This window comes from Bradyrhizobium sp. Gha, assembly GCF_900113735.1.
In the GTDB taxonomy this organism is placed as follows: Bacteria; Pseudomonadota; Alphaproteobacteria; order Rhizobiales; family Xanthobacteraceae; genus Bradyrhizobium.
Map to the genome: position 1 here is coordinate 98,124 of NZ_FOQM01000013.1, position 25,834 is coordinate 123,957.

Annotated in this window: 20 protein-coding genes; 16 read left to right on the forward strand and 4 right to left on the reverse strand. The window is 63.9% G+C overall.

What is annotated here, in order from left to right; all coding sequences use genetic code 11:
• Nucleotides 1-71: 71 nt before the first annotated feature.
• The 6 genes from BM222_RS17750 to BM222_RS17780 all read left to right on the forward strand — a co-directional run bounded on the left by BM222_RS17750 (nucleotide 72) and on the right by BM222_RS17780 (nucleotide 7,448).
• Complete coding sequence (locus tag BM222_RS17750; RefSeq protein ID WP_092229765.1) at nucleotides 72-899, forward strand: HD domain-containing protein; 828 nt, start codon at nucleotides 72-74, stop codon at nucleotides 897-899.
• 39 nt (nucleotides 900-938) lie between these two features.
• A complete protein-coding gene (locus tag BM222_RS17755; protein ID WP_092229767.1) occupies nucleotides 939-1,835 on the forward strand; it encodes an alpha/beta fold hydrolase in 897 nt (298 codons plus the stop codon).
• A gap of 80 nt (nucleotides 1,836-1,915) precedes the next feature.
• Entirely contained in the window at nucleotides 1,916-3,433 is a 1,518-nt protein-coding gene (locus BM222_RS17760) for an FAD-dependent oxidoreductase (RefSeq protein WP_092229769.1), read from the forward strand.
• 105 nt (nucleotides 3,434-3,538) lie between these two features.
• Nucleotides 3,539-4,114, forward strand: coding sequence for an HdeD family acid-resistance protein (locus tag BM222_RS17765; protein ID WP_177243284.1), 576 nt, complete (start codon nucleotides 3,539-3,541; stop codon nucleotides 4,112-4,114).
• Between the two features lie 337 nt (nucleotides 4,115-4,451).
• Nucleotides 4,452-4,940: a septal ring lytic transglycosylase RlpA family protein gene (locus BM222_RS17770; RefSeq protein WP_177243294.1), complete on the forward strand. Its 489-nt coding sequence runs from the start codon at nucleotides 4,452-4,454 to the stop codon at nucleotides 4,938-4,940.
• A 996-nt stretch (nucleotides 4,941-5,936) separates the two neighbouring features.
• On the forward strand, nucleotides 5,937-7,448 hold the full coding sequence (locus BM222_RS17780; protein WP_244547178.1) for a glycosyltransferase family protein: 1,512 nt from the start codon (nucleotides 5,937-5,939) through the stop codon (nucleotides 7,446-7,448).
• Between the two features lie 34 nt (nucleotides 7,449-7,482).
• Here the strand turns inward: BM222_RS17780 and BM222_RS17785 are convergent, their stop codons facing one another.
• Complete coding sequence (locus BM222_RS17785; RefSeq protein ID WP_092229773.1) at nucleotides 7,483-9,207, reverse strand: methyl-accepting chemotaxis protein; 1,725 nt, start codon at nucleotides 9,205-9,207, stop codon at nucleotides 7,483-7,485.
• 266 nt (nucleotides 9,208-9,473) lie between these two features.
• Between BM222_RS17785 and BM222_RS17790 the strand changes: the two genes are divergently transcribed.
• The 4 genes from BM222_RS17790 to BM222_RS17805 all read left to right on the forward strand — a co-directional run bounded on the left by BM222_RS17790 (nucleotide 9,474) and on the right by BM222_RS17805 (nucleotide 15,988).
• Complete coding sequence (locus BM222_RS17790) at nucleotides 9,474-10,856, forward strand: ethanolamine ammonia-lyase subunit EutB (RefSeq protein WP_092229775.1); 1,383 nt, start codon at nucleotides 9,474-9,476, stop codon at nucleotides 10,854-10,856.
• A 172-nt stretch (nucleotides 10,857-11,028) separates the two neighbouring features.
• Entirely contained in the window at nucleotides 11,029-12,615 is a 1,587-nt protein-coding gene (locus BM222_RS17795) for a B12-binding domain-containing radical SAM protein (RefSeq protein ID WP_092229777.1), read from the forward strand.
• On the forward strand, nucleotides 12,612-13,397 hold the full coding sequence (gene eutC, locus BM222_RS17800) for an ethanolamine ammonia-lyase subunit EutC (RefSeq protein WP_092229779.1): 786 nt from the start codon (nucleotides 12,612-12,614) through the stop codon (nucleotides 13,395-13,397). The genes BM222_RS17795 and eutC overlap by 4 nt, the downstream gene beginning before the upstream one ends.
• Before the next feature lie 224 nt (nucleotides 13,398-13,621).
• A complete protein-coding gene (locus tag BM222_RS17805) occupies nucleotides 13,622-15,988 on the forward strand; it encodes an efflux RND transporter permease subunit (RefSeq protein ID WP_092229781.1) in 2,367 nt (788 codons plus the stop codon).
• An 80-nt stretch (nucleotides 15,989-16,068) separates the two neighbouring features.
• Here BM222_RS17805 and BM222_RS17810 read toward each other — a convergent pair whose 3' ends face one another.
• Nucleotides 16,069-16,566 (reverse strand): hypothetical protein, encoded by a 498-nt coding sequence (locus BM222_RS17810; protein ID WP_092229874.1) that lies wholly within the window; start codon nucleotides 16,564-16,566, stop codon nucleotides 16,069-16,071.
• A 482-nt stretch (nucleotides 16,567-17,048) separates the two neighbouring features.
• Here BM222_RS17810 and BM222_RS17820 point away from each other — a divergent pair, with 482 nt between their 5' ends.
• The 6 genes from BM222_RS17820 (at nucleotide 17,049) to BM222_RS17845 (ending at nucleotide 23,202) form a co-directional block, all read left to right on the forward strand.
• Nucleotides 17,049-17,285, forward strand: a complete 237-nt coding sequence (locus tag BM222_RS17820; protein ID WP_092229783.1) for a cysteine rich repeat-containing protein — start codon at nucleotides 17,049-17,051, stop codon at nucleotides 17,283-17,285.
• A gap of 187 nt (nucleotides 17,286-17,472) precedes the next feature.
• Nucleotides 17,473-18,357 carry a squalene synthase HpnC gene (gene hpnC / locus BM222_RS17825; protein ID WP_177243285.1) on the forward strand — a complete coding sequence of 295 codons (885 nt, stop codon included), beginning with the start codon at nucleotides 17,473-17,475 and terminating at the stop codon, nucleotides 18,355-18,357.
• Nucleotides 18,347-19,186 (forward strand): presqualene diphosphate synthase HpnD, encoded by an 840-nt coding sequence (hpnD, locus tag BM222_RS17830; RefSeq protein WP_092229786.1) that lies wholly within the window; start codon nucleotides 18,347-18,349, stop codon nucleotides 19,184-19,186. The genes hpnC and hpnD overlap by 11 nt, the downstream gene beginning before the upstream one ends.
• Complete coding sequence (gene hpnE / locus BM222_RS17835) at nucleotides 19,186-20,442, forward strand: hydroxysqualene dehydroxylase HpnE (protein ID WP_092229788.1); 1,257 nt, start codon at nucleotides 19,186-19,188, stop codon at nucleotides 20,440-20,442. The genes hpnD and hpnE overlap by 1 nt, the downstream gene beginning before the upstream one ends.
• A gap of 61 nt (nucleotides 20,443-20,503) precedes the next feature.
• The gene (shc, locus tag BM222_RS17840; protein WP_092229876.1) at nucleotides 20,504-22,456 is read left to right on the forward strand and encodes a squalene--hopene cyclase; all 1,953 of its coding nucleotides are present in this window, start codon (nucleotides 20,504-20,506) and stop codon (nucleotides 22,454-22,456) included.
• Nucleotides 22,453-23,202 carry a phosphorylase gene (locus BM222_RS17845; protein WP_177243286.1) on the forward strand — a complete coding sequence of 250 codons (750 nt, stop codon included), beginning with the start codon at nucleotides 22,453-22,455 and terminating at the stop codon, nucleotides 23,200-23,202. Before shc ends, BM222_RS17845 begins: the two co-directional genes overlap by 4 nt.
• Nucleotides 23,203-23,410: 208 nt before the next feature.
• On the opposite strand, the gene hpnH is transcribed toward BM222_RS17845, so the two are convergent.
• Together hpnH and ispH are read right to left on the reverse strand one after the other, a co-directional pair.
• Complete coding sequence (gene hpnH, locus BM222_RS17850) at nucleotides 23,411-24,571, reverse strand: adenosyl-hopene transferase HpnH (protein ID WP_092229790.1); 1,161 nt, start codon at nucleotides 24,569-24,571, stop codon at nucleotides 23,411-23,413.
• 35 nt (nucleotides 24,572-24,606) lie between these two features.
• Nucleotides 24,607-25,533 (reverse strand): 4-hydroxy-3-methylbut-2-enyl diphosphate reductase, encoded by a 927-nt coding sequence (ispH, locus tag BM222_RS17855; RefSeq protein WP_092229792.1) that lies wholly within the window; start codon nucleotides 25,531-25,533, stop codon nucleotides 24,607-24,609.
• Between the last annotated feature and the right edge of the window lie 301 nt (nucleotides 25,534-25,834).

Here is a 25,834-nt window from a genome sequence, read left to right on the forward strand (position 1 = left end):
CGTCGAAGGCGACAATTGGACGAGAGGTCGGGAGTTGGCGTGGGACACCACCGACAGACGGGGCTGCATCTATGATGACGTTACCGAGACTGGCGGCTGAGACCCTGGAGAAGATGCTGGGCTCGTTCATGCGTCGCAGGTACGACGAATCCTCCGCCAGGGTGCTGGAAGGGTCGACGCGCACCGCGATGGAATGTATCGGCAACAGCGACGCGCTGTACCACAACATCGAACACACGATGCTGGTGACGCTGGCCGCTCAGGCGATCCTGACGGGACGCAATCTCCATGCCCACCTTGCGGCGGAGGATTACCTCCATATCCTCATCGCCTGCCTTGCTCACGATATCGGCTACGTCCGCGGTTTGTTTCCTGAGGATGACGAAGACGGCTTCATCATCGATGAGGCCGGGACCAAGGTGTCGCTGCCGCGGGGGGCCTCGGATGCGAGCCTGATGATGTATCACGTCGATCGCTCGAAGCTCTTTGTGCGGCGCCGGCTGCCGCCGATCGGCGGCATCGACTCTGAGCGCGTCGCCCGCGCCATCGAAGGGACGCGCTTCCCGGCGCGCCAGGGCCAGGAATACGACGACGAGGCCTCGATCCTGCGCGCCGCCGACTTCATCGGGCAGCTCGGCGATCCCAACTATCTGCGCAAGGCCAACGCGCTCTATTACGAGTTCGAGGAGGTCGGCATGAACCGCCAACTCGGCTATGACTCGCCCGCGGACATCGTGAACCGCTATCCGCAATTCTACTGGAACAGCGTCGCGCCGCACATCCAGACCGAGATCGGCTATCTCAACAAGACCGAAATCGGCCGGCAGTGGATCGCCAATCTCTACAGCAACGTCTTCCGCGCCGAGCGCGACATCTCTTTGTCCGGTCCGCAGAGATAACGGCGCTCTTGTGGCCCGCATGAGCGGGAGGTATCCGCGATGCAGCAGAAATCCGTCATCACGGACATCCTCGATATCGCCTATCTCGATTACGGCGCACCGGATGGCTGGCCCTGCATCATGGGGCACGGCTTCCCCTATGACGTGAACGCCTATGCCCAGGCCGCGCCGCTGATCGCGCAAGCCGGCGCGCGGGTGCTGGTGCCGTGGCTGCGCGGCTACGGCCCGACGCGCTTTCGCTTCCCGGAGACGCCGCGCTCGGGTGAGCAGGCCGCACTTGGCGCCGATCTCCTGGCCTTCATGGATGCGCTTCGCATCGATCGCGCAGTTGTCGGCGGTTACGATTGGGGCGGGCGCGCGGCCTGCGTGATCTCGGTGCTGCATCCCGAGCGCGTCGTCGGGCTCGTTACCGGCAATTCCTACAACATCCAGAACATCGCCCGTTCGATGGAGCCGGCCTCGCCGCCGGAGGAGGCGGCGCTGTGGTACCAATATCTCTTTCACAATGAGCGCGGCCGCCGCGCGCTGCAGCAAAATCGCCGCGGTTTCGCCCGCCAGCTCTGGGCGATGTGGTCGCCGACATGGCAATTCGACGACGCCACCTTCGAGAAGAGTGGGGTGTCCTTCGACAATCCGGATTTCGTCGACGTCGTGATCCACTCCTATCGACACCGCTACGCGCTGGTCGAAGGTGATCCCGCCTATGCGGCGACCGAGGCGAAGCTCGCCGCGCAGCCCCCGATCCGCGTTCCCACGATCGCGATCGATGGCGACAGCGACGGCGTCAATCGCGGAACTGCGCATCACGCGCGCAAGTTTGAAGGCTTCTTCGAGCGGCGCGTCTTTGCAGGCGCCGGTCACAATCTGCCGCAGGAGCGGCCGGCCGAATGGGCGCAGGCCGTGCTGGATGTCCGGAAAGCCGCCGCCAAATCCTGATTTTCGCAATTCCGGGAACTTTTCGTCGCCGGCGCCGTCCAAATCCTGAATTGCGTGTTTGCGCTGCCAGGGAGACGACCATGACCGAGGATCAGAAGCCAAGCGGGCCGGACCTGACCAAGGGCGTTGGGCTCTCCGATTTCAAGGACGGCAAATTGCTCGGCCATGTCGGTGAGGAAGACGTCCTCCTGGTCGAGGCCGGCAGCGAGATCTTCGCGATCGAGCCGTCCTGCAGCCACTACCACGGACCGCTCGCCGAAGGGCTGGTGGTCGGCGACACCATCCGCTGTCCCTGGCATCACGCCTGCTTCTCCTTGCGGTCGGGCGAGGCCACGCGTCCGCCGGCGCTGAACGCGCTGGCGGTATGGGACGTCACGCGCGATCACGACAGGATCATCGTCCAGCGCAAGCGGGCCGGGCCGTCGACGGTTCATCGCGGCACGCCGACACCGGACAAGTTCATCATCGTCGGCGGCGGCGCCGCCGGCTTCGCTGCGGCCGAAACGCTTCGTCGCGAGGGATTTGCCGGCGGCATCACCATGCTCAGCAATGATGGTGCGATGCCGGTCGACAGGCCCAACCTTTCCAAGGACTATCTAGCCGGCAACGCGCCGGAGGATTGGCTGCCGCTGCGTGGCGAGGAATACTATCAAGACGCAGCCATCGATCTCAGGCTGAACACCGAAGTCTCTGCGATCGATCCGAAGACGCGCAGCGTGACGCTCGGCAATGGCGACAAGCTGCCGTTCGATCGGCTGCTGCTCGCAACCGGCGCAGAACCGGTGAAGCTCCAGATCCCGGGCGCAGACCAGCCGCATGTACATACCTTGCGTTCCGTCGCCGACAGCCGCGCCATCATCAAGGCCGCGAGCAGCGCCACGCGCGTGCTGGTGATCGGCGCGAGTTTTATTGGCCTCGAGGTCGCTGCGTCGCTGCGGGCGCGCAAGTTCGAAGTGCATGTGGTGGCGCCGGAAGAGCGGCCGATGCAGAAGGTGCTCGGCCCTGACATGGGCGACTTCGTGCGCGGGCTGCACGAAGAGAACGGCGTGATTTTCCACCTGAAGGACACCGTGGAAAAACTCGATGGCACCAGTGCCACGCTGAAGAGCGGCGGCTTGATCGATGCCGATCTTGTCGTGGTAGGCATCGGCGTCAAGCCGCGCCTCGCGCTGGCCGAGCAGGCAGGCCTTGCGGCTGACCGCGGGGTCAGCGTCAGCGAATATCTCGAAACCAGCGTCGCCGGAATCTTTGCGGCGGGCGACATCGCACGCTGGCCCGATCCGCATTCGCGGCAGACCATCCGGGTCGAGCACTGGGTCGTCGCCGAGCGACAGGGCCAGACCGCAGCGCGCAACATGATGGGCAAGAGGGAGCGCTTCGACGCGGTGCCGTTCTTCTGGAGCCAGCATTACGACGTGCCGATCAACTATGTCGGCCATGCCGAGAGCTTTGACGACATCGCGATCGAGGGCAGCATCAAGGACCGGGATTGCCTGCTGAAATACCGCAAGGACGGCCGTGTGCTGGCGGTCGCCTCAATCTATCGCGATCTCGACAACCTCAAGGCCGAGCTCGACATGGAGCGGTCGCGCGCTTGATCTGCGTCAAGGGTGACGGCCGGCGGGGCTGCTCTGCTGGCCGTGGTCCCGGCGCTGTGCTATCCTGAGATGCGCTCTGGGGCTTCGCATGCAGGAGTAGCCGCCATGACAAGTGCTTCCGATACCTCTCATCCTTCAAGCCTCGGCTCCGGCATGGCAGCGCTGCATGCCAAATGGGGCTGGATCGTTGCGCTTGGCGTCGTCTACCTCGTCGCCGGCTTCGTCGCGCTCGGCAGCGTGGTGATGGCGACGGTGGCAAGCGTCATCGTGGTCGGCGCGATGATGATTGTCGCGGGTGGCGCCGAGATCATCGGCGCCTTCCAGATGAAGAGCTGGGGCAAGTTCCTGATCTGGGTATTGCTCGGCGTGCTCTATGTCGTCGCCGGCATTCTCACTTTCGACAACCCGCTGCTCGCGGCAGTTTTGCTGACGCTGTTCCTGGGCGCATCGCTGATCGCATCCGGCGCGATCAGGCTGTTTCTCGCCTTCAGCATGAAGCGCGAGAGCCCGTGGGTCTGGGTGGCATTGTCAGGCGCCATCACGCTGCTACTCGGTCTGTTGATCGTGGCGCGCTGGCCGGTCAACAGCGTCTATATTCTCGGCCTGTTCCTCGGCATCGATCTGATCATGGCAGGCGCGGGCTGGATCAGTCTCGGCTTCGCGTTGAAGCGCCGCGGCTAATCCACCTGCAACCCAAAACAACGGGATGCAAATGTTCCGGAGTTCCGCGCTATCGCTGATTTCACTGATGTTGCGCAATGAATCTCGCCGCTGAGCGCGCGTAAGACTCCGGGGATCGAGAACCTTGACCCCCTGAGGTCATGCTGCTGACGCAATCCCTGTTTTAGACGGCGACAACGAAAACAGAATGCGGGGACCGCTCAGGTTCTCGCAACGGTTCCGCAGCCAGGGGTTGGCGCGAAATCCGCAAGAGACTGGCGCAAGCTCGAAAAACGCTGACGCGTTCGCTTGGCCATGTTCTGCGGCATCGGGAACCGGACGAAAAATCAAAGGAGATATGATGTTGTTCCGCTCGAGCGCCGCAGTTTGCGGCGCCCTGGTTGTGCTTGTCGTTTCCGTTACCGGTAGTGAAGCAAGTGGGGTTCATTCAAGCGCCGTCGTCGATGCAGCCTGCGGAAAGGTGATCGTTGGCGCAGCATCGACCTACAATCCATTCAAGCCCGGCAAGGAGGAGGGCGGCCCGAGAACCGCCTCGGGCGAACGCTACGATCCCTCGGTGTGGACGGCCGCGATCAAGACGAGCTTGCGCCGGAAATTTGGCGGTGTCCAATTCGGCGCGCGACCGAAATTTGCACTCGTCGAAGCCGTCGGCAAGAAGGTCATCGTCAAGATCAACGATGTGGGGCCGCTCAAGCCCGGCCGTATCATCGATCTCAACGAGCGGACGATGCGCCATTTCGATCCGAGCATGGAGCTTGGAGTCATTCCCGACGTCGCGGTCACACCGCTGTCCGGCGACGATTGGACTGCTGGGCCGGTTGGCTGAACGCTCGTGCCTGCCGAAACAGGCCGATAGGTTCGCCCTGGTCCTGACCCGGACGAAACCCTCCGCGCTGCACAAATGGTTCATTGACCGTTCTGGCACAAACTGCACAGACTCGCTGCCCCTATCATAAGTTAACTTCGGGCATGGGCAGCGAGTTGATCATACGTGTCGTCCTCGTTGCGGCCGGTGCTTTCACGGCGGCTGCCGCATCCCTGCTCATTCTCGGCCATTGATCTGTCTCAAACAGTGCACCGCGCCGGGGGCGTTTCCTGTCATGGGCAGGAGATGCGAACGGAGTGCAACGATGCGGCCGTGGGCTATGCATTCGCTGGTGTGGGGGCTGACGGCGATCGGCTTGATTGCCGTCATCTCCGTGCTGCTCTGATTTGGTTAGCTTTGCGATTGCTCCATTGCGACGCCATTGCGTGATTGGGCTCCGCCCCAGCCGCGACATCTTGCTGACGCCAGGACTCCGTCATCATCTGTTCAAGATTCGCGGCTAGTCTTCCGCTCAACGATTGGTTCGCCGGATGTACGCGGACTGCATCGCAAGCCTCGGCCTTCGTGCCGGGGCTTTTCGTTGCCGAGCATGCTCGAGCGGGCTGCCGCGCTTTCTTCGCGCTTCGTTGTGACGCAGCGCATCGATGATGACCTTGAACGCGGCCGAGTTCTGCCGCGAGGTCGGACAATAGACGTAATCGCCGTCATACGTTGGCGACCAGTTGACGAGCACGATGATGGTTCGCCGGACCTGACATGAGCGTCACAATGTCTTCGGGGACAAAGGCGATGCCGAAGCCTTTGGCGGTGGCCTCACCGTCGTGCTTGGACGCCGTGTGCGACGACGGTAAGCCCTGCGCATCGGCGATGAAACTGCGCTTCAGATCATTGTAGCACAATAGTAACGACTATTGATTCAGAGTGGCAGGACCCGCGTTCTTGCCGGGTTTGGGCGAGCTGAAAGAGAGCAGGCGGCTTCCACGTGAGGAGAGAATTTTGCCGACGTCCGAGAGGGCCATCCCGCCCAGAGTTGGCCCGGAAGGCTGCGACGGCGTAAATCAACGGTGGATTCTCGTGGCCGGGATTCTCTTCTCGGCATTGCTTGTGCAGTGGCCGGCCATTCTCAACCCGGATTTGAGTTGCTTGCTGTCCGAGGGAGAGGAGATCCTGGATGGCCGCCATCCGGGGATCGACCTCTTCGAACTGAATCCGCCGCTCTCGATCTACCTCTACACGCCGGCCGCTTTTCTCGGGCGATTGACGGGCATTGCACCTGAGATCATCGTGGCGGTTCTCGTGATCATCGAGATTGCCGGCGCGCTCGTCATCATCGATCGCGCCGCCGCGGCTGCAAAGCTGGAGGGTGGAGAGCGGAGCCTTTGGACGTGCTTGCTCGCTTTTCTGTTGGCAGTGCTTCCGAACGCCGTATTCGGACAGCGTGAGCACATTGCCGTCGTCGCACTGACGCCCTTTGTCGCCATCACGGCGATTCGCTGGCGCGGCCTCGCCCCCGGACCGGTTGCGATCCTGGCAGGCCTGAGTGCAGGGCTCGCGATGAGCATCAAGCCGCAGCTTGCTTTCGTGGTAGGCCTGCCGATCATCCTCGGCATCATCCACCGGCGTTCTCTCAGGCCGTTGTTCACGCCTGAAGCGTGTGCAGCCGGCGCGATCGTCATCGGCTACGCCGCGGTGCTCGTCATCGTCTTTCCCGGTTATCTGTTCAACTTTGCACCGATGGTCGCCGCCACCTATGTCACGATGAGGAGGGATTTGGCCGGCCTGCTTCCTTTCCCGGTCGTCGTGATCATTGCTTCCATCGCGTTTCTGCGTCAGGTGGCTCCGCGGGATTTCAAGTTCGGCGGGGACGCAACCCCGTGGCTGGCGGCAGCCGTTGGTGGAGCCGCGAGCTTCGTTCTTCAGGGCAAGGGCTGGACATACACGCTCTACGCACTTTGTGTGTTTGCGATTGCCGCGCCATTGCTGCATGTTCGCACAAGGACGTTGCCGGTGTCCGTCAGGATCGGCGGCTTTGTCGGTGTTGCGCTCATCGGGTTCTGCTTGTGCCTGTCGCTGCCCGAGTTTCCGCCGCTGGAGCAGCGTATGCAGACGCTTGCAAAGCATCCCCGGCTGCTCACCTTGACTGATCACATCGCCCTTGGACATCCGCTCGTCCGCCAAATCCACGGCACATGGGTTGGCGGTTCGTGCGCCCAGGTGCTGACGGCCGGCGCAATTTTGGCCCGGAGCAGCTCAGAGACGACCCCGGCAGAGCGGTCGAAGCTGAACGACATCATGAATTTCGAGCGGCGGCAGGTGTTGGCAGACGTGCGGAACGGCCGCCCCGATGTCATTCTCGTGGACACCTTGCTGCAGAGTTCGGTCCCCTTCGATTGGTTGGCCTGGGCCAATTCCGACCCCGAACTCCAGACGGAGCTGCGCCGTTATCGTGAAGTCGAGGGTGTCGGCCGTGTCCGCATCCTCATCGATCAGCCGGGACTGGAGCGCTGAGCTGTCTGCGCCGGTGTTTTGCCCAACTCGAGGATTATCCTGCCCTGGCGATCCGGCTGTCCGAACGCAGGTTCTGGAAGAATTTCTCCACTTCGCGCGACAGCGTATCCGCCGTTGCGGTCAGGCTGCTCGCCGCGGTCAGCACCGAAGATGCCGCCGTGTCGGTCTCGCCGATGGCATCGCGCAGCGAGGTGATGTTGGCGACCAGCGTCTCGTTGCCCTGGGCTGCCGATTGCGCATTGGAGGAGATCTCGCGCGTGGCCTGGTCCTGCTGGCCGACGGCGCCTGCGATCGCCGAGGTGACCTCGTTGATCTCGCGCACCGCTCCGCCGATCTCGCGCACGGCTTCGACCGCGTTGCGGGTGGAGGACTGGATCATCGCGACGTTCTCGCTGATGTCGGCGGTCGCCTTCGCCGTCTGTCCGGCCAGCGCCTTCACTTCGTGCGCGACGACGGCAAAGCCGCGGCCGGCATCGCCGGCGCGCGCGGCCTCGATGGTGGCGTTGAGCGCGAGCAGATTGGTCTGCTCGGCGATCGTCTGAATGAGGGTCAGCACGCCGTCGATGCGTTGCGTGGCCGCGGCAAGGCTCTCGATTTCGGCGATCGATTTCTCGGTGCGCTGGCCGGTCTGCTCGACGGCGCTCGCGCTCTGTCGCACCTGCCGGCCGATCTCTTCCACGGATGCGGACAGCTCTTCGGCCGCACTCGCCACCGCGGTGACGTTGTGCGAGGCCTGCTCGGTGGCGCTCGCCGCCGTGCCGGCGCGGCTGTTGGCATCAGCCGTGACGCGGGTGATGGTCTGCGCAGTCTCGCGCATGACCGATGCGTTGTCGCTCAGCCCGCGCATGATCGCGCCGATCGCCTCGCGAAACGCTTCGACGGACTGCTCGATGTGCCGCGCACGTTCCTCGCGCGCGGCCGAATCCAAGGAGACCTGTGAGGCGAGGTTGCGGTTGCGGCCCATTGCGTCCTGGAATACTTGGATGGCGCGGGCGAGCGCACCGATCTCGTCGGCACGGTCGGAGTGCGGCACCACGACGTTCTCGGCACCGTCGGCGACTTGCTTGATGGTCGCGGTGATCGCGGCGAGCGGCCGGGCGATCGAACGCGCGATGATGATGATGCCGATGACGACCAGCGCCAGCGCCACGCCGCCGAGGCAGGTCAGCACGAAGGAGAGCGCGTGATTGGTCTCGGTCTCGCGCGCGATCTGCTTGGCGCGCTCGGCATAGACCCTGGACAACGCCTCGAGATCCTTGTTCAGCGCCGAGCGCACGGCGCGATTGGCGTCGTTGTCGCCCCACTCACGGCCGGCAGCCGCATTGATCTCGACGCCGCGGCGCACCAGCTCCTTGCGGAATTCGACGAACTGCTCGATGCGCTTTTTGAAGGTGGCGAACTGCTCGGCGTCGTCCGCCTTGACGATGCTCTCCCAGCCTTTCACCACGCCCAGAATCTGCGCGTTGAACTTGAGCAGGCCGTCGCCGTATTTCTTCACCACCGCCGGCTCCGTCGACATGTAGACGCCGCGCGATTCCATCACGACCGCGTAGACCAGCGCGTTGACGCGCTCGACGTTCAGCGCGGCCGCATTCGCCGTCTCGATCGCGCTGGTGAGCTCGGCGCTGCGGCGGCTGTTGTAGTCGGACAGCATCGCGATCGCGGCCGTGAGCAGGGCGAACAGCGCGAAGATCGCATAGAGCCTGGTCGCGAGCGTGAAACGGCCGGCCAGGCCAGCGGCATGTCGATCAGTTTTCATGGTTTCTTACGATCCGATTGACGTGTGAGATCGGCAGATGCAGCTCTGTATAATGTATACAACATTATACAGAACGAAGGTGGATGTTGCGTTAACAACACCAGCATGCGGGCCTCCCGGTCCCGGAAAGAGCAAGGATAATCAGTTGCTTGTCTCGCACATGCCGCATCACGGAGTTCAGCCGAAGGGCGGAGCTTGCATTTCCCTCGACCACGGCCAGTTTGGCGTCCACCATTGGCCGAGCCCGCGATGATCGGAGCAGATTCTTGATCTACCGCCACACCATCGACGCCACGACCTATACCTTCCCCGATCTGCGTGATCTGCTCGCCAAGGCGACGCCGCCGCGCTCCGGTGATCGGCTGGCCGGCATTGCCGCCGGTAGCGCCGAGCAGATGCTCGCCGCGCGGATGGCGCTGGCGGACGTCGCGCTTGGTCAATTCCTGAGCGAAGCTGTCATCCCCTATGAGACCGACGAGGTCACCCGCCTGGTCATCGACAGCCATGACGCCAAGGCGTTTGCGCAGGTCTCTTCGTTGACGGTCGGAGCCTTCCGCGACTGGCTGCTCTCGGACGCCGCCACGCCGGAGACCTTGCGCAAGCTCGCGCCGGGCATCACGCCGGAGATGGCGGCTGCAGTCTCGAAACTGATGCGCAACCAGGACCTGATCCTGGCGGCGCGCAAATGCGAGGTCACGACCGCCTTCCGCAACACCATCGGCCTGAAAGGCCGGATGAGCACGCGGCTGCAGCCCAACCATCCGTTCGACGATGCCAGGGGCATCACCGCCTCGATCCTCGACGGGCTCCTGCTTGGCGCCGGCGATGCCTGCATCGGCATCAACCCGGCGAGCGACGATCCGGCGGGAATCGCGCGATTGCTGCGGCTGCTGGACGAGATCATCGCCCGGCTGAAAATCCCGACGCAAGGATGCGTGCTGACCCATCTCACGACCACGCTGTCGCTGATCGGGCAGGGCGTGCCGGTCGACCTCGTCTTCCAGTCGGTCGCCGGCACCGAGGCCGCCAACCGCAGCTTCGGCATCGACCTCGCTTTGCTGAAGGAGGCGCACGAAGCCGGGCTGTCGCAAAAGCGCGGCACGGTCGGTGAGAACGTCATGTATTTCGAAACCGGCCAGGGCTCGGCATTGTCGGCCAATGCCCATCACGGTGTCGACCAGCAGACCTGCGAGGCGCGCGCCTATGCAGTAGCCCGCGCCTATGCCCCGCTGCTGGTCGACAGCGTGGTCGGCTTCATCGGCCCCGAATATCTCTACGACGGCAAGGAGATCATCCGGGCGGGACTGGAGGATCATTTCTGCGGCAAGCTGCTCGGCCTGCCCCTGGGCATCGACATCTGCTACACCAACCATGCCGAGGCGGACCAGGACGACATGGACAATCTCCTGACGCTGCTCGCTGCTGCCGGCGTCACCTTCATCATGGGCGTGCCCGGCGCCGACGACGTCATGCTGAACTACCAGTCGACCTCCTTCCACGATGCGCTCTATGTCCGCGAGATCTTCGGTGCCGCACGTGCGCCGGAGTTCGACGACTGGCTGATTGAGACCGGCATTGCCGGGGCCGATTTCCGGCTTGCCCGTGACGCAGGCCTGTTGCCTGATTTTGCGTCACGGCTGATCGCCTAGCGCGAAAATCCTGCGAAAAACATCCTCCTGCCGGCGTGAACCCGAGAAACCATTGGCGCGTCTCACGAATTAGTTCGGTGCCACAATATTGAGGAATTCCGGTCGCAGCGTTACGCTCTATTTCTGGAGACCTCGTCAGTACCGTTCGTAGAACGTGGTTGGGGGAAGTTCGATGCGCGCTGAGAGCAACGGAACAAGTCGGCATATTCTGTGTGTCTTTCCGCGTTACACCTCGTCATTCGGCACCTTCGAGCACGCCTATCCGCTGACCGACGGCGTCCGCGCCTTCATGCCGCCGCAGGGCCTGCTGCTGCTCGCGGCCTACCTGCCGAAGGAATGGCAAGTCAAATTCGTGGACGAAAATCTCCGCCGCGCGACCAAGGAAGAGTTCGAATGGGCTGAGGCCGTCTTCGTCAGCGGCATGCACATCCAGCGTCAGCAGATGAACGACATCTGTCGCCGCGCCCATGAGTTCGACCTGCCCGTTGCGCTCGGCGGCCCGTCGGTCAGCGCCTGCCCGGACTATTACCCGTCGTTCGATTATCTCCATGTCGGCGAGCTCGGCGACGCCACCAACCAGCTCATCGAGATTTTGGCGCGCGACACGGCACGCCCCGAGAGCCAAGTGGTGCTGACGACCAAAGACCGCATCCCAATGACGGAGTTTCCGATCCCGGCCTACGAGCTCGCCGATGTGAAGCGCTACTTCCTCGGCAGCATCCAGTATTCCAGCGGCTGTCCGTATGAGTGCGAGTTCTGCGACATCCCCGGCCTCTATGGCCGCAACCCGCGCATCAAGACACCCGAACAGATCATCGCTGAGCTCGATCGCCTGCGCGAATGCGGCATGACCGACACGGTCTATTTCGTCGATGATAATTTCATCGGTAACCGCAAGGCGGCGATGGACCTGCTGCCGCATCTGATCGAATGGCAGAAGAAGACCGGCTATGTGATGCGGCTTGCCTGCGAGGCGACGCTCAACATCGCCAAGCGTCCCGAGATCCTCAAGAAGATGCGCGAGGCCCACTTCATCACCATCTTCTGCGGCATCGAGACGCCGGACCCCGACGCGCTGAAGGCCATGCACAAGGACCACAACATGATGGTCCCGATCCTGGAGGGCGTGCGCACCATCAACTCCTACGGCATGGAGGTGGTGTCGGGCATCATCATGGGGCTCGACACCGACAAGCCCAACACCTCGGAGGCGCTGCTCGCCTTTATCGAGGAATCGCGGATCCCGCTGCTCACCATCAACCTGCTTCAGGCGCTGCCGAAGACGCCGCTATGGGACCGGCTGGAGCGGGAAGGGCGCCTGATCGATGACGAGGGCCGCGATTCCAACGTCGATTTCCTGTTGCCCTATGACGAGGTCGTCGCATCCTGGAAGCACGCCATGGGCGTGGCTTATGAGCCCGAGAAGGTCTATGCGCGCTTCCAGTATCAATGCGACCACGTCTATGTGCATCGCCTCAAGACGCCGGTGCCGGAGGAAATGAAGACCTGGGCCAACATCCGGCGTGGCCTCGTCATGCTGCGCAACATCTTCTGGAAGGTCGGCGTGCGCGGCGACTACAGGCGTGTGTTCTGGAAGTTCGCGCTGCGGCGCCTCAAGCGCGGCGACATCGAGGGGCTGATCGGCTGTACCTTGATCGCGCATCATCTGATCACCTTTGCCCGCGCGGCCTCGAGCGGCAAGCAGAACGCATCGAACTATTCGATCCGGCTGCGCGAAGCGTCCGTTCCCGCCGAATGAGCGACAAGCCCGTTCCGGCGCGCCCGACCGTCGACCTCAGATCGTTCACGCCGGCGCGCGTCGCGCTCGGGCGAAGCGGCGCAAGCCTGCCGACCAGACCGCTGCTCGATTTCACGCTGGCCCATGCCCGCGCCCGCGATGCCGTGCATGCCGCCTTCGATCCGCAGCGCCTGGCGGCCGCGGTGAGGGTGCTTGGTCTCGATGTCACCGAGGTCAGCAGCCGGGTCGCCGATCGCAGGGACTATTTGCGCCGGCCGGATCTGGGACGGCAGCTCGATGCCGGCTCCGCCGCGGCGTTGGCCCATGCTGCCGCGGCGCCGTGCCAGGTTGCGATCGTGATCGGCGACGGATTGTCGGCCGCCGCGGTTCATGCCCATGCGGTCGCGCTGCTGCAAGCCCTGCTGCCGCTGCTGGGGGAGGGCGAGGCCGTCGCGATTGGCCATGCCGTCGTCGCCTCGGGCGCGCGAGTCGCGCTCGGTGATCAGATCGGGGCCATTCTCGGGGCCCGCATGGTTGTGATGCTGATCGGCGAACGGCCGGGCCTGTCGGCCCCCGACAGCCTCGGGGCCTATCTGACCTTCGCGCCGAAGCCTGGCCTGACCGATGCCGAGCGCAATTGCGTGTCAAACATCCACAAGGCCGGTTTGAGCTACGACGAGGCCGCGCTCAAGCTCGCCTGGCTCGTCCGCGAGGGATTGGCGCGCCAGGTCACGGGCGTGGCGCTCAAGGACGAGAGCGCCGACCGCCGACCTCGTGGAATTGGCACGGCTATGCCGCAGTGACGGGAATTCCGGCAAATCGCCGCATCTTGATTGATCTGGAGCCCTTCCGGCGTGCTTGCGAGAAGGGTGATTGACCTGCTAAACCGCTGCCGGCGATTTTCCGCGCATTTTCAAAGGGCAAGCCTCCCATTGGCAAGCCTCCGATTGGTATGGCGTTTTCAAGCCGTTCGCAGGGCGCGCGCACTAAGCTCAGAGACCGAGCCGATTGAGGAATTGGACAAGGCATGCTCGAAAAGCACCGCGAGAATGAGGTTCATGTCGACAAGGTCGAGCAGGGGCCTGCCTCCTCCATCGCCTTCGGCCTGGAGCGTCTCGGACTGATTGCGGTCCGGGCGCCGATCGTCTCCTGCATCATCCTGCTCGCGCTGATCGTCGGCGCGGTGTTCGGTATCCATCGCATCAAGATCGACGATTCGCTGTCGCAGCTGTTCCGCTCCAACACCCGGGAATTCAAGCAGTACGAAGAGGTGACGAAGAAGTTCCCGGCCGAGGAATTCGACGTCCTCGTCGTGGTCGAGGGCAAGACTCTGCTGGCGCGGAACAACCTCGAGAAGCTGCGCGATTTCGTCACCGACATGCAGCTGGTCGAGGGTACCCGCGGTCTGGTCTCGCTGTTCTCGGCCCGCCAGGCGCCCGCGCCGGGCAAGCTGCCGGCCGCGCTGTTCCCGGCCGAACTGCCCGAGGGCGCGGCCTATGATCAGTTCATCGAAACCGTCAAGAACAACGAGATCATCCGCGGCAAACTGTTGTCGGAGGACGGCACGCTGGCGCTGATCGTGCTCTCGCTCGATCCGGAGGTGGTCGCCTCCAGCAAGCTCGGCAAGGTGGTCGGCGACATCCGTGCACTGATGAAGGAGGATCTCGGCGACACCGGGCTCAGCGTGCAGCTCTCCGGCGTGCCGGTGATGCAGCTCGAGATCCGAAACGCGGTCGAGCGCGACGGCCTCACCTATAACATCCTCGGCATTCTCGCCGGCTGCATCATCGCGATCATCTTCTTCCGCAAGATCTCCTTCATGGTAGTGGCGGCGTTCCCGCCGATGATCGCGATCCTGATCGCACTCGGCGCGCTCGGCTGGGCCAATTTCAATCTCAACATGTTCCTGAACGTGATGACGCCGCTCATCATGGTGATCAGCTTCTCGGACTCGATGCAGCTGACCTTCGCCGCGCGTGACCGGCTGATCGCGGGCCAGGACAAATTCACCGCGTTCAAGAATGCCGTGCTGGTGGTGGGCCCGGCCTGCGTGCTGACGCATGGCACCGCCGGCATTTCCTTCATCGCGCTGCAATTCTCGGATTCCGACCTGATCCGTAAATTCGGCGAGGCGGGGCTGGCGGCCACCATCATCGCGCTGATCACGGTGCTGTCTCTGGTGCCGGTGTTCGGTGTGCTGTTCGTGCGCAACGAAAAGGTCTTTGCGGTCAAGTTCCAGAGCGCGGATGCCGGCGTGCAGGCGCTGCGCAATTTCTGCTACTGGATCGCGGTGCGCATGGTCGGCCGGCCCGGCCTGTTCAGCCTGATCGCACTGCTGTTCGTCGCCAGCCTGGGTGTCGTCTATGCCAATCTGCAGCCGCGCTACCGGCTTGCCGATCAGGTGCCGGACAAGCGTCAGGCGGTTGCCGCGAGCAACCGGCTCGATGCCAAGCTGACCGGCGCCAATCCGGTCAACGTCCTGATCCAGTTCCCCAAGGGCGAAACGCTCTACTCGCCGGAGACGCTGCAGACCATCGCCGACGTGCACGCGACCGTGGAGAAGGCGGCCGGCGTCGGCAACGTCTGGTCGCTGGAGACGCTGCGCCGCTGGCTGGCGGAGAAGGCCGGCAGCGATGACGTCGCGACGCTCAAGGAATATGTGAACGTCATCCCCGAGCATCTGGTGCGCCGGTTCATCGATGCCGAGCAGGATGCGGTGGTCGTGGCCGGCCGCGTGCCGGACAAGGATTCCAGCCAACTCCTGCCGATTGTCGACAAGCTCGATTCCGAGCTCGACGCGGTCCGCAAGAAGCATCCCGGCTACGAGATCGCCGTCACCGGTCTCGCCGCCATCGCCGCGCGTAACTCGGCCGGCATGATCGAGAAGCTGAACCGCGGCCTCACCGTGGAATTCGCGCTGGTCGCGATCTTCATTGGCCTCGCCTTCCGCTCCTGGGTGGTGATGTTCGCCTGCATCCTGCCGGGTATCTTCCCGGTGGTGATGTCGGGGACGGTGCTGTGGGCGATGGGCGAGGGCTTGCAATTTGCCAGCGTCGTCGCGCTCACCGTCTCGTTCGGCCTGGGCCTCTCCGCCACCATCCACTTCCTCAATCGTCTGCGATTGGAGAGTAAACCGGGCGTCGGCTCGGCGCTGGCGGTGGAGCGCGCGACCGTGCTGGTCGGCCCGGCGCTGATCCTGACCACGGTGGTGCTGGCCTGCGGCCTCGTCGTCACCGTGTTCTCGGACCTGCCGTCGCTGCGGCTGTTCGGCTGGCTCAGCGCCTTCTCCATGGTGGCGGCGCTGGTCGCCGACCTCTTCATCCTGCGGCCGACGGCGATGTGGCTGATCAATCTGCACGCCCGGCTTCAGGGCCCCGACAAGCCGGCGATCTGAGCGGCCTCAACAAATTCTCGTCAGCAAAAAGCCCCGGTTCGTGAGAGCCGGGGCTTTTTTCTTTCGAGAAGAGAGGACGATCAGCCCTTCGTCATGGTGATGTTGACGCCGCGGATCTCGCCCTTGGACGAGATCTGCACGGTCTGCTTGGAGCCGTTGGTGCGCAGCGACAGATTTGCGGCAAAGCCGTTGGCCTCGACGAACACGTCGATCTGGCCGCCGCCGGCGGTGCCTTGCAGATTGCCGAAGATGTTGCGGTTGGACTCGCTCCAGTTGCCGGAGATCCGCTCGCCCTGGCTGGTCACGTCGCTCGTGAGGTCGAACTTGTAGCTGTCGGACGCGCAGTGCAGCGCCTGCTTGAGGCTGAGGCCGGTGCCGGCGACCTTGTAGTCCGCCTTGCAGCGGATGCGCTCGGTCGAGCCATCGGACAGCGACACTGTGCCGGTGCCGGTCCATGCCCCGTCGAAACCGGCGAAGGGACCGGACGACTGAGCGTGGCTTGCCGCAACTGAGAAGAGCAGCGCAGCGCCAATGCCGGCCGCCTTGATTGCCAGTTCAGATCGCCCAAAGAATTTCATCATCAATATCCCGTTTTGGAACGACGCCTGCTGCATCGCAGATCGTCTCGCCACATCGAACGTTTAGTGTTGTGAGGCTGGGTCAGGTTCAAGAGGCTGCGTCAGGTCCAAAAGCCTGGCCGCCCAGGATTTCAGGCTCGTAGAGCGGCCTCGCAACGGTCCGGGCCCGGATCCCCTCTGTTTCCATGTGTTTCCGGCCGGAATGGCCGATCTGACAGATGCAGCTCTGCAACAGGTCCGCCGTAAAACGCCGCGCCTCAGAATTTCGATGTAGTATCAAATTGTTACCTCTGCCAAGGAAGATCGGGGAAGACCTGATTTGGTACGCGCGGCGCCAATTTGGCCGCATTTACCAGCGCTTGTGGCCTTCTCCGGTGCCGCTCTCGTCCCGCGGTAACTTGCCATCAGAACAATCCGTTCCCGTCGTCTGCCCTGTGCTGTCCGGGATTGGTGCGATTCTGCCGTCAGAATGAAGGAATACAATGCGTAAGCTTTTCGTCGCTCTCACCGTGCTGTCGGCCTCCCTGTCCACGGCTGCGTTCGCCCAGCAGGGCGGCCGCGGCACCGAAGCCGAGCAGAAGGCCTGCACGCGCGATGTGCAGAAGTTCTGCCGTCCGGTTATCGACCAGGGCGATTTCACCGTCCTGGCCTGCCTCAAGGAAAACCGGGCCAAGATCTCGCAGGCCTGCGACCAGGTCCTGAAGAACCACAACCAGTAAGCTCGGCCCCTGGCCCACAAAGGCGGCCCCCGGGGCCGCCTTTTCAAGTCCGATCCGCGGGGCTGCCATCGCGAGACAGGATTGGTTTTGCGGCCGTATTCCCCTATATGGGGGCCGCGGCAGCGCCGGCATGTGCCGCGCGAGCGAAAAAGCCCCTCCTGTCCAAACGACTGTTGATCAGCCCTCGATGACCTCTGCGAGCGAATTGCGATCCGGCAAGGGTGACCGCGACGAGAATTTTCCCGTCGCGTCCTGGATCATTCATCCGCGACATCGCGCCCTGATCCTGGCCTATTACAATTTCGTCCGCACCGCCGACGACATCGCCGACCACGCGAGCCTGCCGGCCGAGGAAAAGCTTCGTTATCTCGACCTGCTCGAGGCGGAACTGCTCGGCAAGGGCGATACCCAGGCCGAGGCCGTCGCGCTGAGGCGCGCGCTGGCCGAGCGAGCCATGGCGCCGCGCCATGCGCTCGACGTGCTCATCGCCTTTCGCATGGACGTGACCAAGCTGCGCTACGAGACCTGGGACGAGGTCATCCACTATTGCCGCTATTCGGCCATGCCGGTCGGCCGCTTCATGCTCGACGTTCATGGCGAGGCGACCTCGACCTGGGCGGCGTCGGATGCGCTGTGTGCGGGCCTGCAGATCAACAACCACCTCCAGGATTGCGGCAAGGATTTCCGCGAGCTCAATCGTGTCTATCTGCCGCGCGATGCGCTGGCAGCACACGGCGCCACCGTCGAGCAACTCGGGCTTGCACAATCGCCGCCGGCGATGCTGGCCTGCCTTCAGGGCCTCGCGGTGCGCAACGAAGCATTGCTCAACGAGGGCAGGTCGCTGGCTGCGGAGATCCGGGATATCCGTCTCGGGGTCGATGTCGCGGTGATCCAGGCTTACGCCGATCGTATCGTGCGCCTGTTGAAGGTACGCGATCCCCTGCGCGAGCGCGTGCATCTGAACAAGTTCGAACTGCTCATGTTCAGCCTCGCCGGGATGATCGGCGAAATCGGCCGCCGCGCGATCGGCCGCAAGGCCATCTCGAATCCGGGGGCTGCCCATGACGCTTGAGGCGACCGCGCCCGGCGCCGATTATGGCTCGTCCGCATCGAACAGTTCCTTCTACGCTGCGATGCGCATCCTGCCGCGCGACCAGCGCGAGGCGATGTTCCAGATCTACAGCTTCTGCCGCCAGGTCGACGACATCGCCGATTCCGACGGTCCGCGCGACGTTCGGCTCGCCGCGCTTCAGCAATGGCGCAACGACATCGATGCGCTCTACCGGGGCAATCCTCCGCCGCGGCTGAAGGACTATGTCGCCTCGGTGAAGGCCTTCGGGCTGAAGCGCGAGGATTTTCTCGCGATCGTCGACGGCATGGAGATGGATGTGCCGCAGGATATCCGCGCGCCCGACATGGCGACGCTGGACCTCTACTGCGATCGCGTCGCCAGCGCCGTGGGACGCTTGTCGGTGCGGGTGTTCGGCCTGCCCGAGGACGACGGCATCCAACTCGCTCATCATCTCGGCCGCGCGCTCCAGCTCACCAACATCCTGCGCGACATCGACGAGGATGCGACGCTCGGCCGGCTCTATCTGCCGCGCGAGGCGCTGCTGCATGCCGGCATCACCTCCAACGATCCGAACCGCGTGATCGCCGAGCGCGCGCTGCCGAAAGTCTGCCTGCCGCTGACGCAGCGCGCGAAGGCGCATTTCGAGAAGTCGGACGAGATCATGAACCGCAACAGGCGCCGCGCGGTGCGCGCGCCCAGGATCATGTCGAAATACTACCATTCCATTCTGGACCTTCTGATCGCGCGCGGCTTCAACGCGCCACGCGAGCCTGTGCGTGTGTCGAAGGTCGCACGCTTCGCGATCCTGCTCCGCTACGCTTTCATCTGATGCAAAACACAGCTCACATCATTGGCGCCGGAATTTCCGGCCTCTCCGCCGCCGTGCGGCTCGGCAATGCCGGCTACAAGGTCGCCGTGCACGAGGCGACGCACCAGGCCGGCGGCCGCTGCCGCTCCTATTTCGACGGCGCTACCAATCTCATGATCGACAATGGCAATCATCTGCTGCTGTCGGGCAACAGCCACGCGCGGGCCTATGCGCGCGCGATCGGCACCGAGGCGGGCCTGGTCGGGCCCGACAGCGCGCAGTTTCCCTTCGTCGACATCAAGACCGGACAGCGCTGGCAGATCGATCTCGGCAATGGCCGCTGGCCTGCCTGGGTGCTCGACGAGAGCCGCCGCGTCCCTGATACGGGTCTCACCGATTATCTCAAGTTGGCGCCGCTGATCTGGGCGTCGGAGCAGACGCTGGTCGGCAAGTCCATTCCGTGCGAAGGCACGCTCTATCATCGCCTGGTGCAGCCGCTGCTGCTCGCCGCGCTCAACGTCGATCCGCCCGAGGGCTCGGCCGGGCTTGCCGGCGCGATCGTGCGCGAGACGCTGCTGGCGGGCGGGCAGGCCTGCCGTCCCCTGATCGCGCGCGACGGCCTCAGCGCCGTGCTGATCGAGCCCGCCGTGAAATTCCTGACTGAGCGCGGGCACACCGTTCAGCTCGGCCATGAGCTGCGCTCCTTCGTCACCACCGACGGCAAGGTCAGCGCGCTCAATTTCGGCGGCGAGGACGTGGTCCAGCTTGCTGCGGGCGATGTGATCGTGATGGCGGTGCCGCCCCGCGCGGCGACGAGCCTGCTGCCGGGCCTGACTGCGCCGACCGAATTCCGCGCCATCGTGAATGCGCATTTCCGCTTTGAGCCGCCGCCGGGTTCGGCGCCGATCCTCGGCGTCATCGGCGGTGTCGTGGAATGGCTGTTCGCGTTCCCGAACCGGCTGTCGGTCACCATCAGCAATGGCGATCGTCTCGTCGACATGCCGCGCGAGGAACTCGCGCAGGCGATTTGGAGCGACGTCTGCGCAGCCGGCGGTGTCTCCGGCGAGTTGCCGCCGTGGCAGATCGTGCGTGAGCGCCGCGCCACATTTGCGGCAACGCCGGCGCAGAATGCCCTGCGCCCGGGGCCGGCCACTGCGCTGAAAAATCTGTTCCTTGCCGGCGACTGGACTGCTACGGGACTGCCTGCAACGATCGAGGGATCGGTCCGGTCAGGTGATCGCGCCGCCGATCTGGTTTTGGCCGCCAAAGGATCCTGACGAGGGCCCTGCGGGCAATGTCCCGGCCATCTTCAATCGACATCAGGAGCAATCGAGCGACATGGATTCCGTGAACGCGACCAGCCGCGAAGCTTTGGAATCGAGCATTGCGTCAGCCACGCAAGGCGTGATCGGCTTGCAGCAATCCGACGGCCATTGGGTTTTCGAGCTCGAGGCCGACTGCACCATTCCGGCCGAATACATCCTGCTGCGCCATTATCTCGCCGAGCCGGTCGACACCGCGCTCGAGGCCAAGATCGGCAATTATCTGCGCCGCGTTCAGGGTGCTCATGGCGGCTGGCCGCTGGTGCATGACGGCGAGTTCGACATGAGCGCCAGCGTGAAGGCTTATTTCGCCCTGAAGATGATCGGCGATTCCGTGGATGCCCCGCATATGGTGCGTGCGCGGGAGGCGATCCATGCGCGCGGCGGTGCCGTCAACAGCAACGTCTTCACCCGCTTCCTGCTCGCGACCTTCGGCGTCGTGACCTGGCGCGCGGTGCCGGTGCTGCCGATCGAGATCGTGCTGCTGCCGTTCTGGTCGCCGTTCCACCTCAACAAGATCTCGTATTGGGCGCGCACCACCATGGTGCCGCTGATGGTGATCGCCGCGCTGAAGCCGCGCGCGAAGAATCCCAAGGGCGTGGGCATCGACGAATTGTTCCTGCAGGATCCGCGCTCGATCGGGATGACCGCCAAGGCGCCGCACCAGAGCATGGCCTGGTTCGTGCTGTTCCGCGCGCTCGACGGCATCTTGCGCGTGATCGAGCCGATGTTTCCGAAACGCCTGCGCAAGCGCGCGATCGATGCCGCGCTTGCCTTCACTGAGGAGCGGCTCAACGGCGAGGACGGCATGGGCGCGATCTATCCGCCCATGGCCAACATCGTCATGATGTACGACGCGCTCGGCAAGGACGAGAACTTCCCGCCCCGCGCGATCACGCGCCGGGGCATCGACAAGCTGCTCGTCATCAACGGCGATGAAGCCTATTGCCAGCCCTGCGTCTCGCCGGTGTGGGACACGACGCTGACCGCGCATGCGCTGTTAGAGGCCGGCGGCGACAAGGCGGTGCCTGCGGCCAAGCAGGGCCTCGACTGGCTGATCCCGCGGCAGGAGCTTCAGGTGAAGGGCGACTGGGCGGTGAAGCGGCCCGACGTGCGTCCCGGCGGCTGGGCGTTCCAGTACAACAATCCGCATTACCCCGATCTCGACGACACCGCCGTGGTGGTGATGTCGATGGACCGCATGCGCCGCGAGCACGGCGTCGCCGGCTATGATGCCGCGATCGACCGCGGCCGCGAGTGGATCGGGGGCATGCAGAGCGACGACGGCGGCTGGGCGGCCTTCGACGTCAACAACCTCGAATACTACCTCAACAACATCCCGTTCTCGGACCACGGCGCGTTGCTCGATCCCCCGACTGAGGACGTCACCGGGCGCTGCATCTCGATGCTGGCCCAGCTCGGCGAGACCGAGAAGACCAGCAAGCAGGTCGCCGATGGCGTCGCCTATCTGCGCAAGACCCAGCACCCCGAGGGGTCCTGGTACGGCCGCTGGGGCATGAACTTCATCTATGGAACCTGGTCGGTGCTCTGCGCGCTGAACATGGCCGGAGTCCCCCACAGCGACCCGATGATGCGCAAGGCGGCCGGCTGGCTCGCCTCGATCCAGAACAAGGACGGCGGCTGGGGCGAGGACGCCGTCAGCTACCGGCTGGACTACAGGGGGTGGGAACCGGCCCCGTCGACAGCCTCGCAAACGGCATGGGCCTTGCTTGCCCTGATGGCTGCAGGCGAGGTTGATCACCCGGCCGTCGCCCGCGGGGTGGAGTACCTGATTGCAACACAGAACGAAAAAGGACTGTGGGATGAACAGCGTTACACCGCCACAGGCTTCCCCCGCGTGTTCTATCTGCGGTATCATGGTTACCCGAAGTTCTTCCCGCTGTGGGCGCTGGCGCGATATCGGAACTTGCGGAACACCAACAGCAGGGTGGTAGGGGTCGGGATGTGACGACGGGGACGGGGGACTGTGTGACCGCGGGTCAAGCCATTGATCCGCGCCCGATATTGATTGTGACCGGACTGGTGCAGGAGGCCCGCATTGCGGCCGGGCCCGGCATGGCCGTCATTTGCTCGTCGAGCAGCCCGGCGCAGTTGCGGGCGCTGCTGACGGTGGTGGATCCTGATTCGATTCGCGGCGTGATCTCGTTCGGTGTGGCCGGCGGGCTCGACCCGAGCTTGCGCTCCGGCGACGTCGTGGTGGCGACCGAGGTGCTTTCGGGCGATGACCGCTGGGGCGCCGGCCTCTCGCTCAGTGACGACCTCATCGACAAGCTGACCTCCGGCCGGCGCCGGGTGGTGCGCGGCAGCCTTGCCGGTGCCGAGGAAGTGGTCACCGGCTCATCGTGCAAGGCGGCGCTGCATTCCGAAACCGGCGCCTTTGCCGTCGACATGGAAAGCCACATCGCCGCCGCCTACGCCGCCGAGGCCGGCCTGCCGTTCGCCGCGGTCCGCGTCATCAGCGACCCCGCTCACCGCGCGCTGCCGGCCATCGCCCGCGCAGCCATCAAGCCGAACGGCCAGATCGACCTCGCTGCCGTCCTGCGCGGCATCGTGCGCAATCCCGCGACGCTGCATGCCCTGGTCTCTACGGGAATCGACTTCAACCGCGCGCTGCGCTCCTTGCGCGGCTGCCGCGATTTTCTGATCGGTACGGAGCTCGCGGACAGCGAGGCGCTCGCCGCTGAAGCGGCCTGAAGGCGTCTTCGAACTGAACAAAACAAAAGGCCCGGTCGCGATGCGATCGGGCCTTTTTGTTTTTGATTTGTTTTTGATCCGTGCAGAGCGACTTGTCCGCCGCCCGCGTGCCTTCATGCGGGCTACGGGCTCTAGCTAGGCCCGAACAAAAGAAAAGGCCCGATCGCGATCGACGACCGGGCCTTGTTGTTTTCGCCGGCTGGCGCCCTTATGCGGCTGTCGAAGCCTTCCGCGCAGCCTTCGCCGCGGCGGCTTCGGCCTCGTCCTTGCGGATCTCGGAGAGCTTCTTCTGGACCTGCTCCGAGAAGATGTACTGCGCCGGGCGCTGCTTCGACATGTCGATCTCCGGCGCCATGGGGCCTGAGGTCTTGATGCCGCGCAGCGACACCCACATCGCCTTGATCGGGTTGTTGAGGGCTGCGGTCGCGGCCGTGGGCTCGTAGCCGCAATGGGCCATACAGTCGGCGCACTTCTCGTACTTGCCGGTTCCGTAGGTCTCCCAGTCGGTGGTGTCCATCAGCTCCTTGAAGGTTTTGGCGTAGCCTTCACCGAGCAGGTAGCAGGGCTTCTGCCAGCCGAAAATGTTGCGCGCGGGCATGCCCCACGGCGTGCACTCGTACTCCTGGTTCCCGGCGAGGAAGTCGAGGAACAGGCCGGAGTGCATGAAGTTCCACTTCTTGCCCTTGCCAAGCGCGAAGACGTCGCGGAACAGCTTCTTGGTCTTGGTGCGGTTGAGGAAGTGCTCCTGGTCCGGCGCGCGCTCATAGGCATAGCCGGGCGACATCGAGACGCCGACGCCGAGCTCGACGGTGAGGTCGAGGAATTTCGCGATCTCCTCGGCCGGATGGCCGTCGAAGATGGTGGCGTTGACGTTGACGGTGAAGCCGCGGGCCTTCGCCGCCTTGATCGCGGAGACGGCGCGGTCGAACACGCCCTGCTGCGACACGGCCTTGTCGTGATGGTCCTTGAGGCCGTCGAGATGGACGGAGAAGAACAGGTAGGGCGACGGCTCGAACAGGTCGAGCTTCTTCTCGAGCAGCAGCGCGTTGGTGCAGAGCGAGACGAACTTCTTGCGCGCGACGAGGCCGCGCACGATCTCGCCGATCTCCTTGTGGATCAGCGGCTCGCCGCCGGGAATCGCCACCATCGGGGCGCCGCACTCGTCGGCCGCGTCCCAGCATTCCTGCGCGGTCATGCGGCGGTTGAGGATCGCATCCGGATAATCGATCTTGCCGCAGCCGACGCAGGCGAGGTTACAGCGGAACAAGGGTTCCAGCATCAGCACGAGCGGATAGCGTTTGCGGCCAAGCAGTTTCTGCTTGAGCAAATAGCCGCCGATACGCATTTCCTTGAAGAAGGGGATTGCCATTACACGTTTCTTTCTGGGCTTCAAATTCAGGTAGGTCAGCTCGCAGCCAATTCGGCCGGAAGCCGGAATTCGATGTTTTCCTCGCGGCCGGGGAGTACCGAGACCGTCACCGGTCCGATCCGCCGCAGCGCTTCGATCACGTCATCCACCAGCACCTCGGGCGCCGAGGCGCCGGCCGTGAGGCCGACGGACCTGGCGCCATTCAACCACTCGGGATTGAGCTCGCTTCCATCGGCGATCAGATAACTCGCGACACCGGCCTCAGTGCCGATCTCGCGGAGCCGGTTCGAGTTCGAGCTATTGGCGGCGCCCACCACCAAAATCACGTCCACCAGCTTGCTCAAGTCCCTTACCGCAGATTGGCGGTTCTGTGTCGCATAGCAGATATCCCGGATGTCTGGGCCTTGAATATCTGTAAATTTGGCCTGAAGGGCTCCGATAATGTCCCTGGTATCGTCGACGGACAGTGTGGTCTGGGTGATGTAGGCCACTGGCGTATCCGCCGGCAGCGCCAGGGCCCTGGCCTCGTCGACGCTCTGGACCAGCAGAACCGGCCCGGGAACCTGGCCCATCGTGCCCTCCACCTCGGGGTGGCCGGCATGGCCGATCAGGATCAGGGTGCGGCCTTTCGTGATGTAGCGTTTCCCCTGATTGTGAACTTTCGTGACCAGTGGGCAGGTGGCGTTGAGCACGGGAAGATCGCGCGCGGCTGCCTCTTCCTCGACACTGCGGGCCACGCCATGGGCACTGAATACCGTCACGGCCTTCGGCGGAACCTCGGACAGCTCCTCGACGAAGATGGCGCCCTTGTTCTTCAGGCTCTCGACGACGTATTTGTTGTGCACGATCTCGTGGCGCACATAGACGGGCGGCCCGTATTTCTCCAGCGCCCGCTCCACGATCTCGATGGCGCGCACCACGCCCGCGCAAAAGCCGCGCGGCTGCGCCAGATAAACTTCCATTGGACGTCCATCACGCAAATTGCACCAATCCGCTCAATTGTCCCCGGGGGCACTCTGATAAGGACCAATGCTGCAAAATCCGCACCATTGGTATCGCAGCCGCTGTAACTGCCCACCTGACGGCTGGCGCGGCGCACCTGCAAGCACAGCACTTTGTGTCAAAAAATCGGCAATAAGGGAAGGTGCAGTAGACCTCGGGTTCCCGGATGGGTGAATCAGAGGTAGTATAATACGCTGCTCTTGGTGAGCAAAACGGCAACAGTTCTGGCTCACCCCTTCGTCACTTTACGGCCTCAACTCC

What these genes read in the sequence shown, in the direction of transcription:
- BM222_RS17770 (WP_177243294.1), top strand. Translation starts at nt 4,452, where the DNA reads ATGATGTTGTTCCGCTCGAGCGCCGCAGTTTGCGGCGCCCTGGTTGTG.
- BM222_RS17750 (WP_092229765.1), top strand. Translation starts at nt 72, where the DNA reads ATGATGACGTTACCGAGACTGGCGGCTGAGACCCTGGAGAAGATGCTG.
- BM222_RS17755 (WP_092229767.1), top strand. Translation starts at nt 939, where the DNA reads ATGCAGCAGAAATCCGTCATCACGGACATCCTCGATATCGCCTATCTC.
- hpnC (WP_177243285.1), top strand. Translation starts at nt 17,473, where the DNA reads ATGACCTCTGCGAGCGAATTGCGATCCGGCAAGGGTGACCGCGACGAG.
- BM222_RS17760 (WP_092229769.1), top strand. Translation starts at nt 1,916, where the DNA reads ATGACCGAGGATCAGAAGCCAAGCGGGCCGGACCTGACCAAGGGCGTT.
- hpnH (WP_092229790.1), bottom strand. Translation starts at nt 24,571, where the DNA reads ATGGCAATCCCCTTCTTCAAGGAAATGCGTATCGGCGGCTATTTGCTC.
- BM222_RS17765 (WP_177243284.1), top strand. Translation starts at nt 3,539, where the DNA reads ATGACAAGTGCTTCCGATACCTCTCATCCTTCAAGCCTCGGCTCCGGC.
- hpnE (WP_092229788.1), top strand. Translation starts at nt 19,186, where the DNA reads ATGCAAAACACAGCTCACATCATTGGCGCCGGAATTTCCGGCCTCTCC.
- BM222_RS17785 (WP_092229773.1), bottom strand. Translation starts at nt 9,207, where the DNA reads ATGAAAACTGATCGACATGCCGCTGGCCTGGCCGGCCGTTTCACGCTC.
- hpnD (WP_092229786.1), top strand. Translation starts at nt 18,347, where the DNA reads ATGACGCTTGAGGCGACCGCGCCCGGCGCCGATTATGGCTCGTCCGCA.
- ispH (WP_092229792.1), bottom strand. Translation starts at nt 25,533, where the DNA reads ATGGAAGTTTATCTGGCGCAGCCGCGCGGCTTTTGCGCGGGCGTGGTG.
- BM222_RS17795 (WP_092229777.1), top strand. Translation starts at nt 11,029, where the DNA reads ATGCGCGCTGAGAGCAACGGAACAAGTCGGCATATTCTGTGTGTCTTT.
- BM222_RS17805 (WP_092229781.1), top strand. Translation starts at nt 13,622, where the DNA reads ATGCTCGAAAAGCACCGCGAGAATGAGGTTCATGTCGACAAGGTCGAG.
- BM222_RS17820 (WP_092229783.1), top strand. Translation starts at nt 17,049, where the DNA reads ATGCGTAAGCTTTTCGTCGCTCTCACCGTGCTGTCGGCCTCCCTGTCC.
- eutC (WP_092229779.1), top strand. Translation starts at nt 12,612, where the DNA reads ATGAGCGACAAGCCCGTTCCGGCGCGCCCGACCGTCGACCTCAGATCG.
- shc (WP_092229876.1), top strand. Translation starts at nt 20,504, where the DNA reads ATGGATTCCGTGAACGCGACCAGCCGCGAAGCTTTGGAATCGAGCATT.
- BM222_RS17810 (WP_092229874.1), bottom strand. Translation starts at nt 16,566, where the DNA reads ATGAAATTCTTTGGGCGATCTGAACTGGCAATCAAGGCGGCCGGCATT.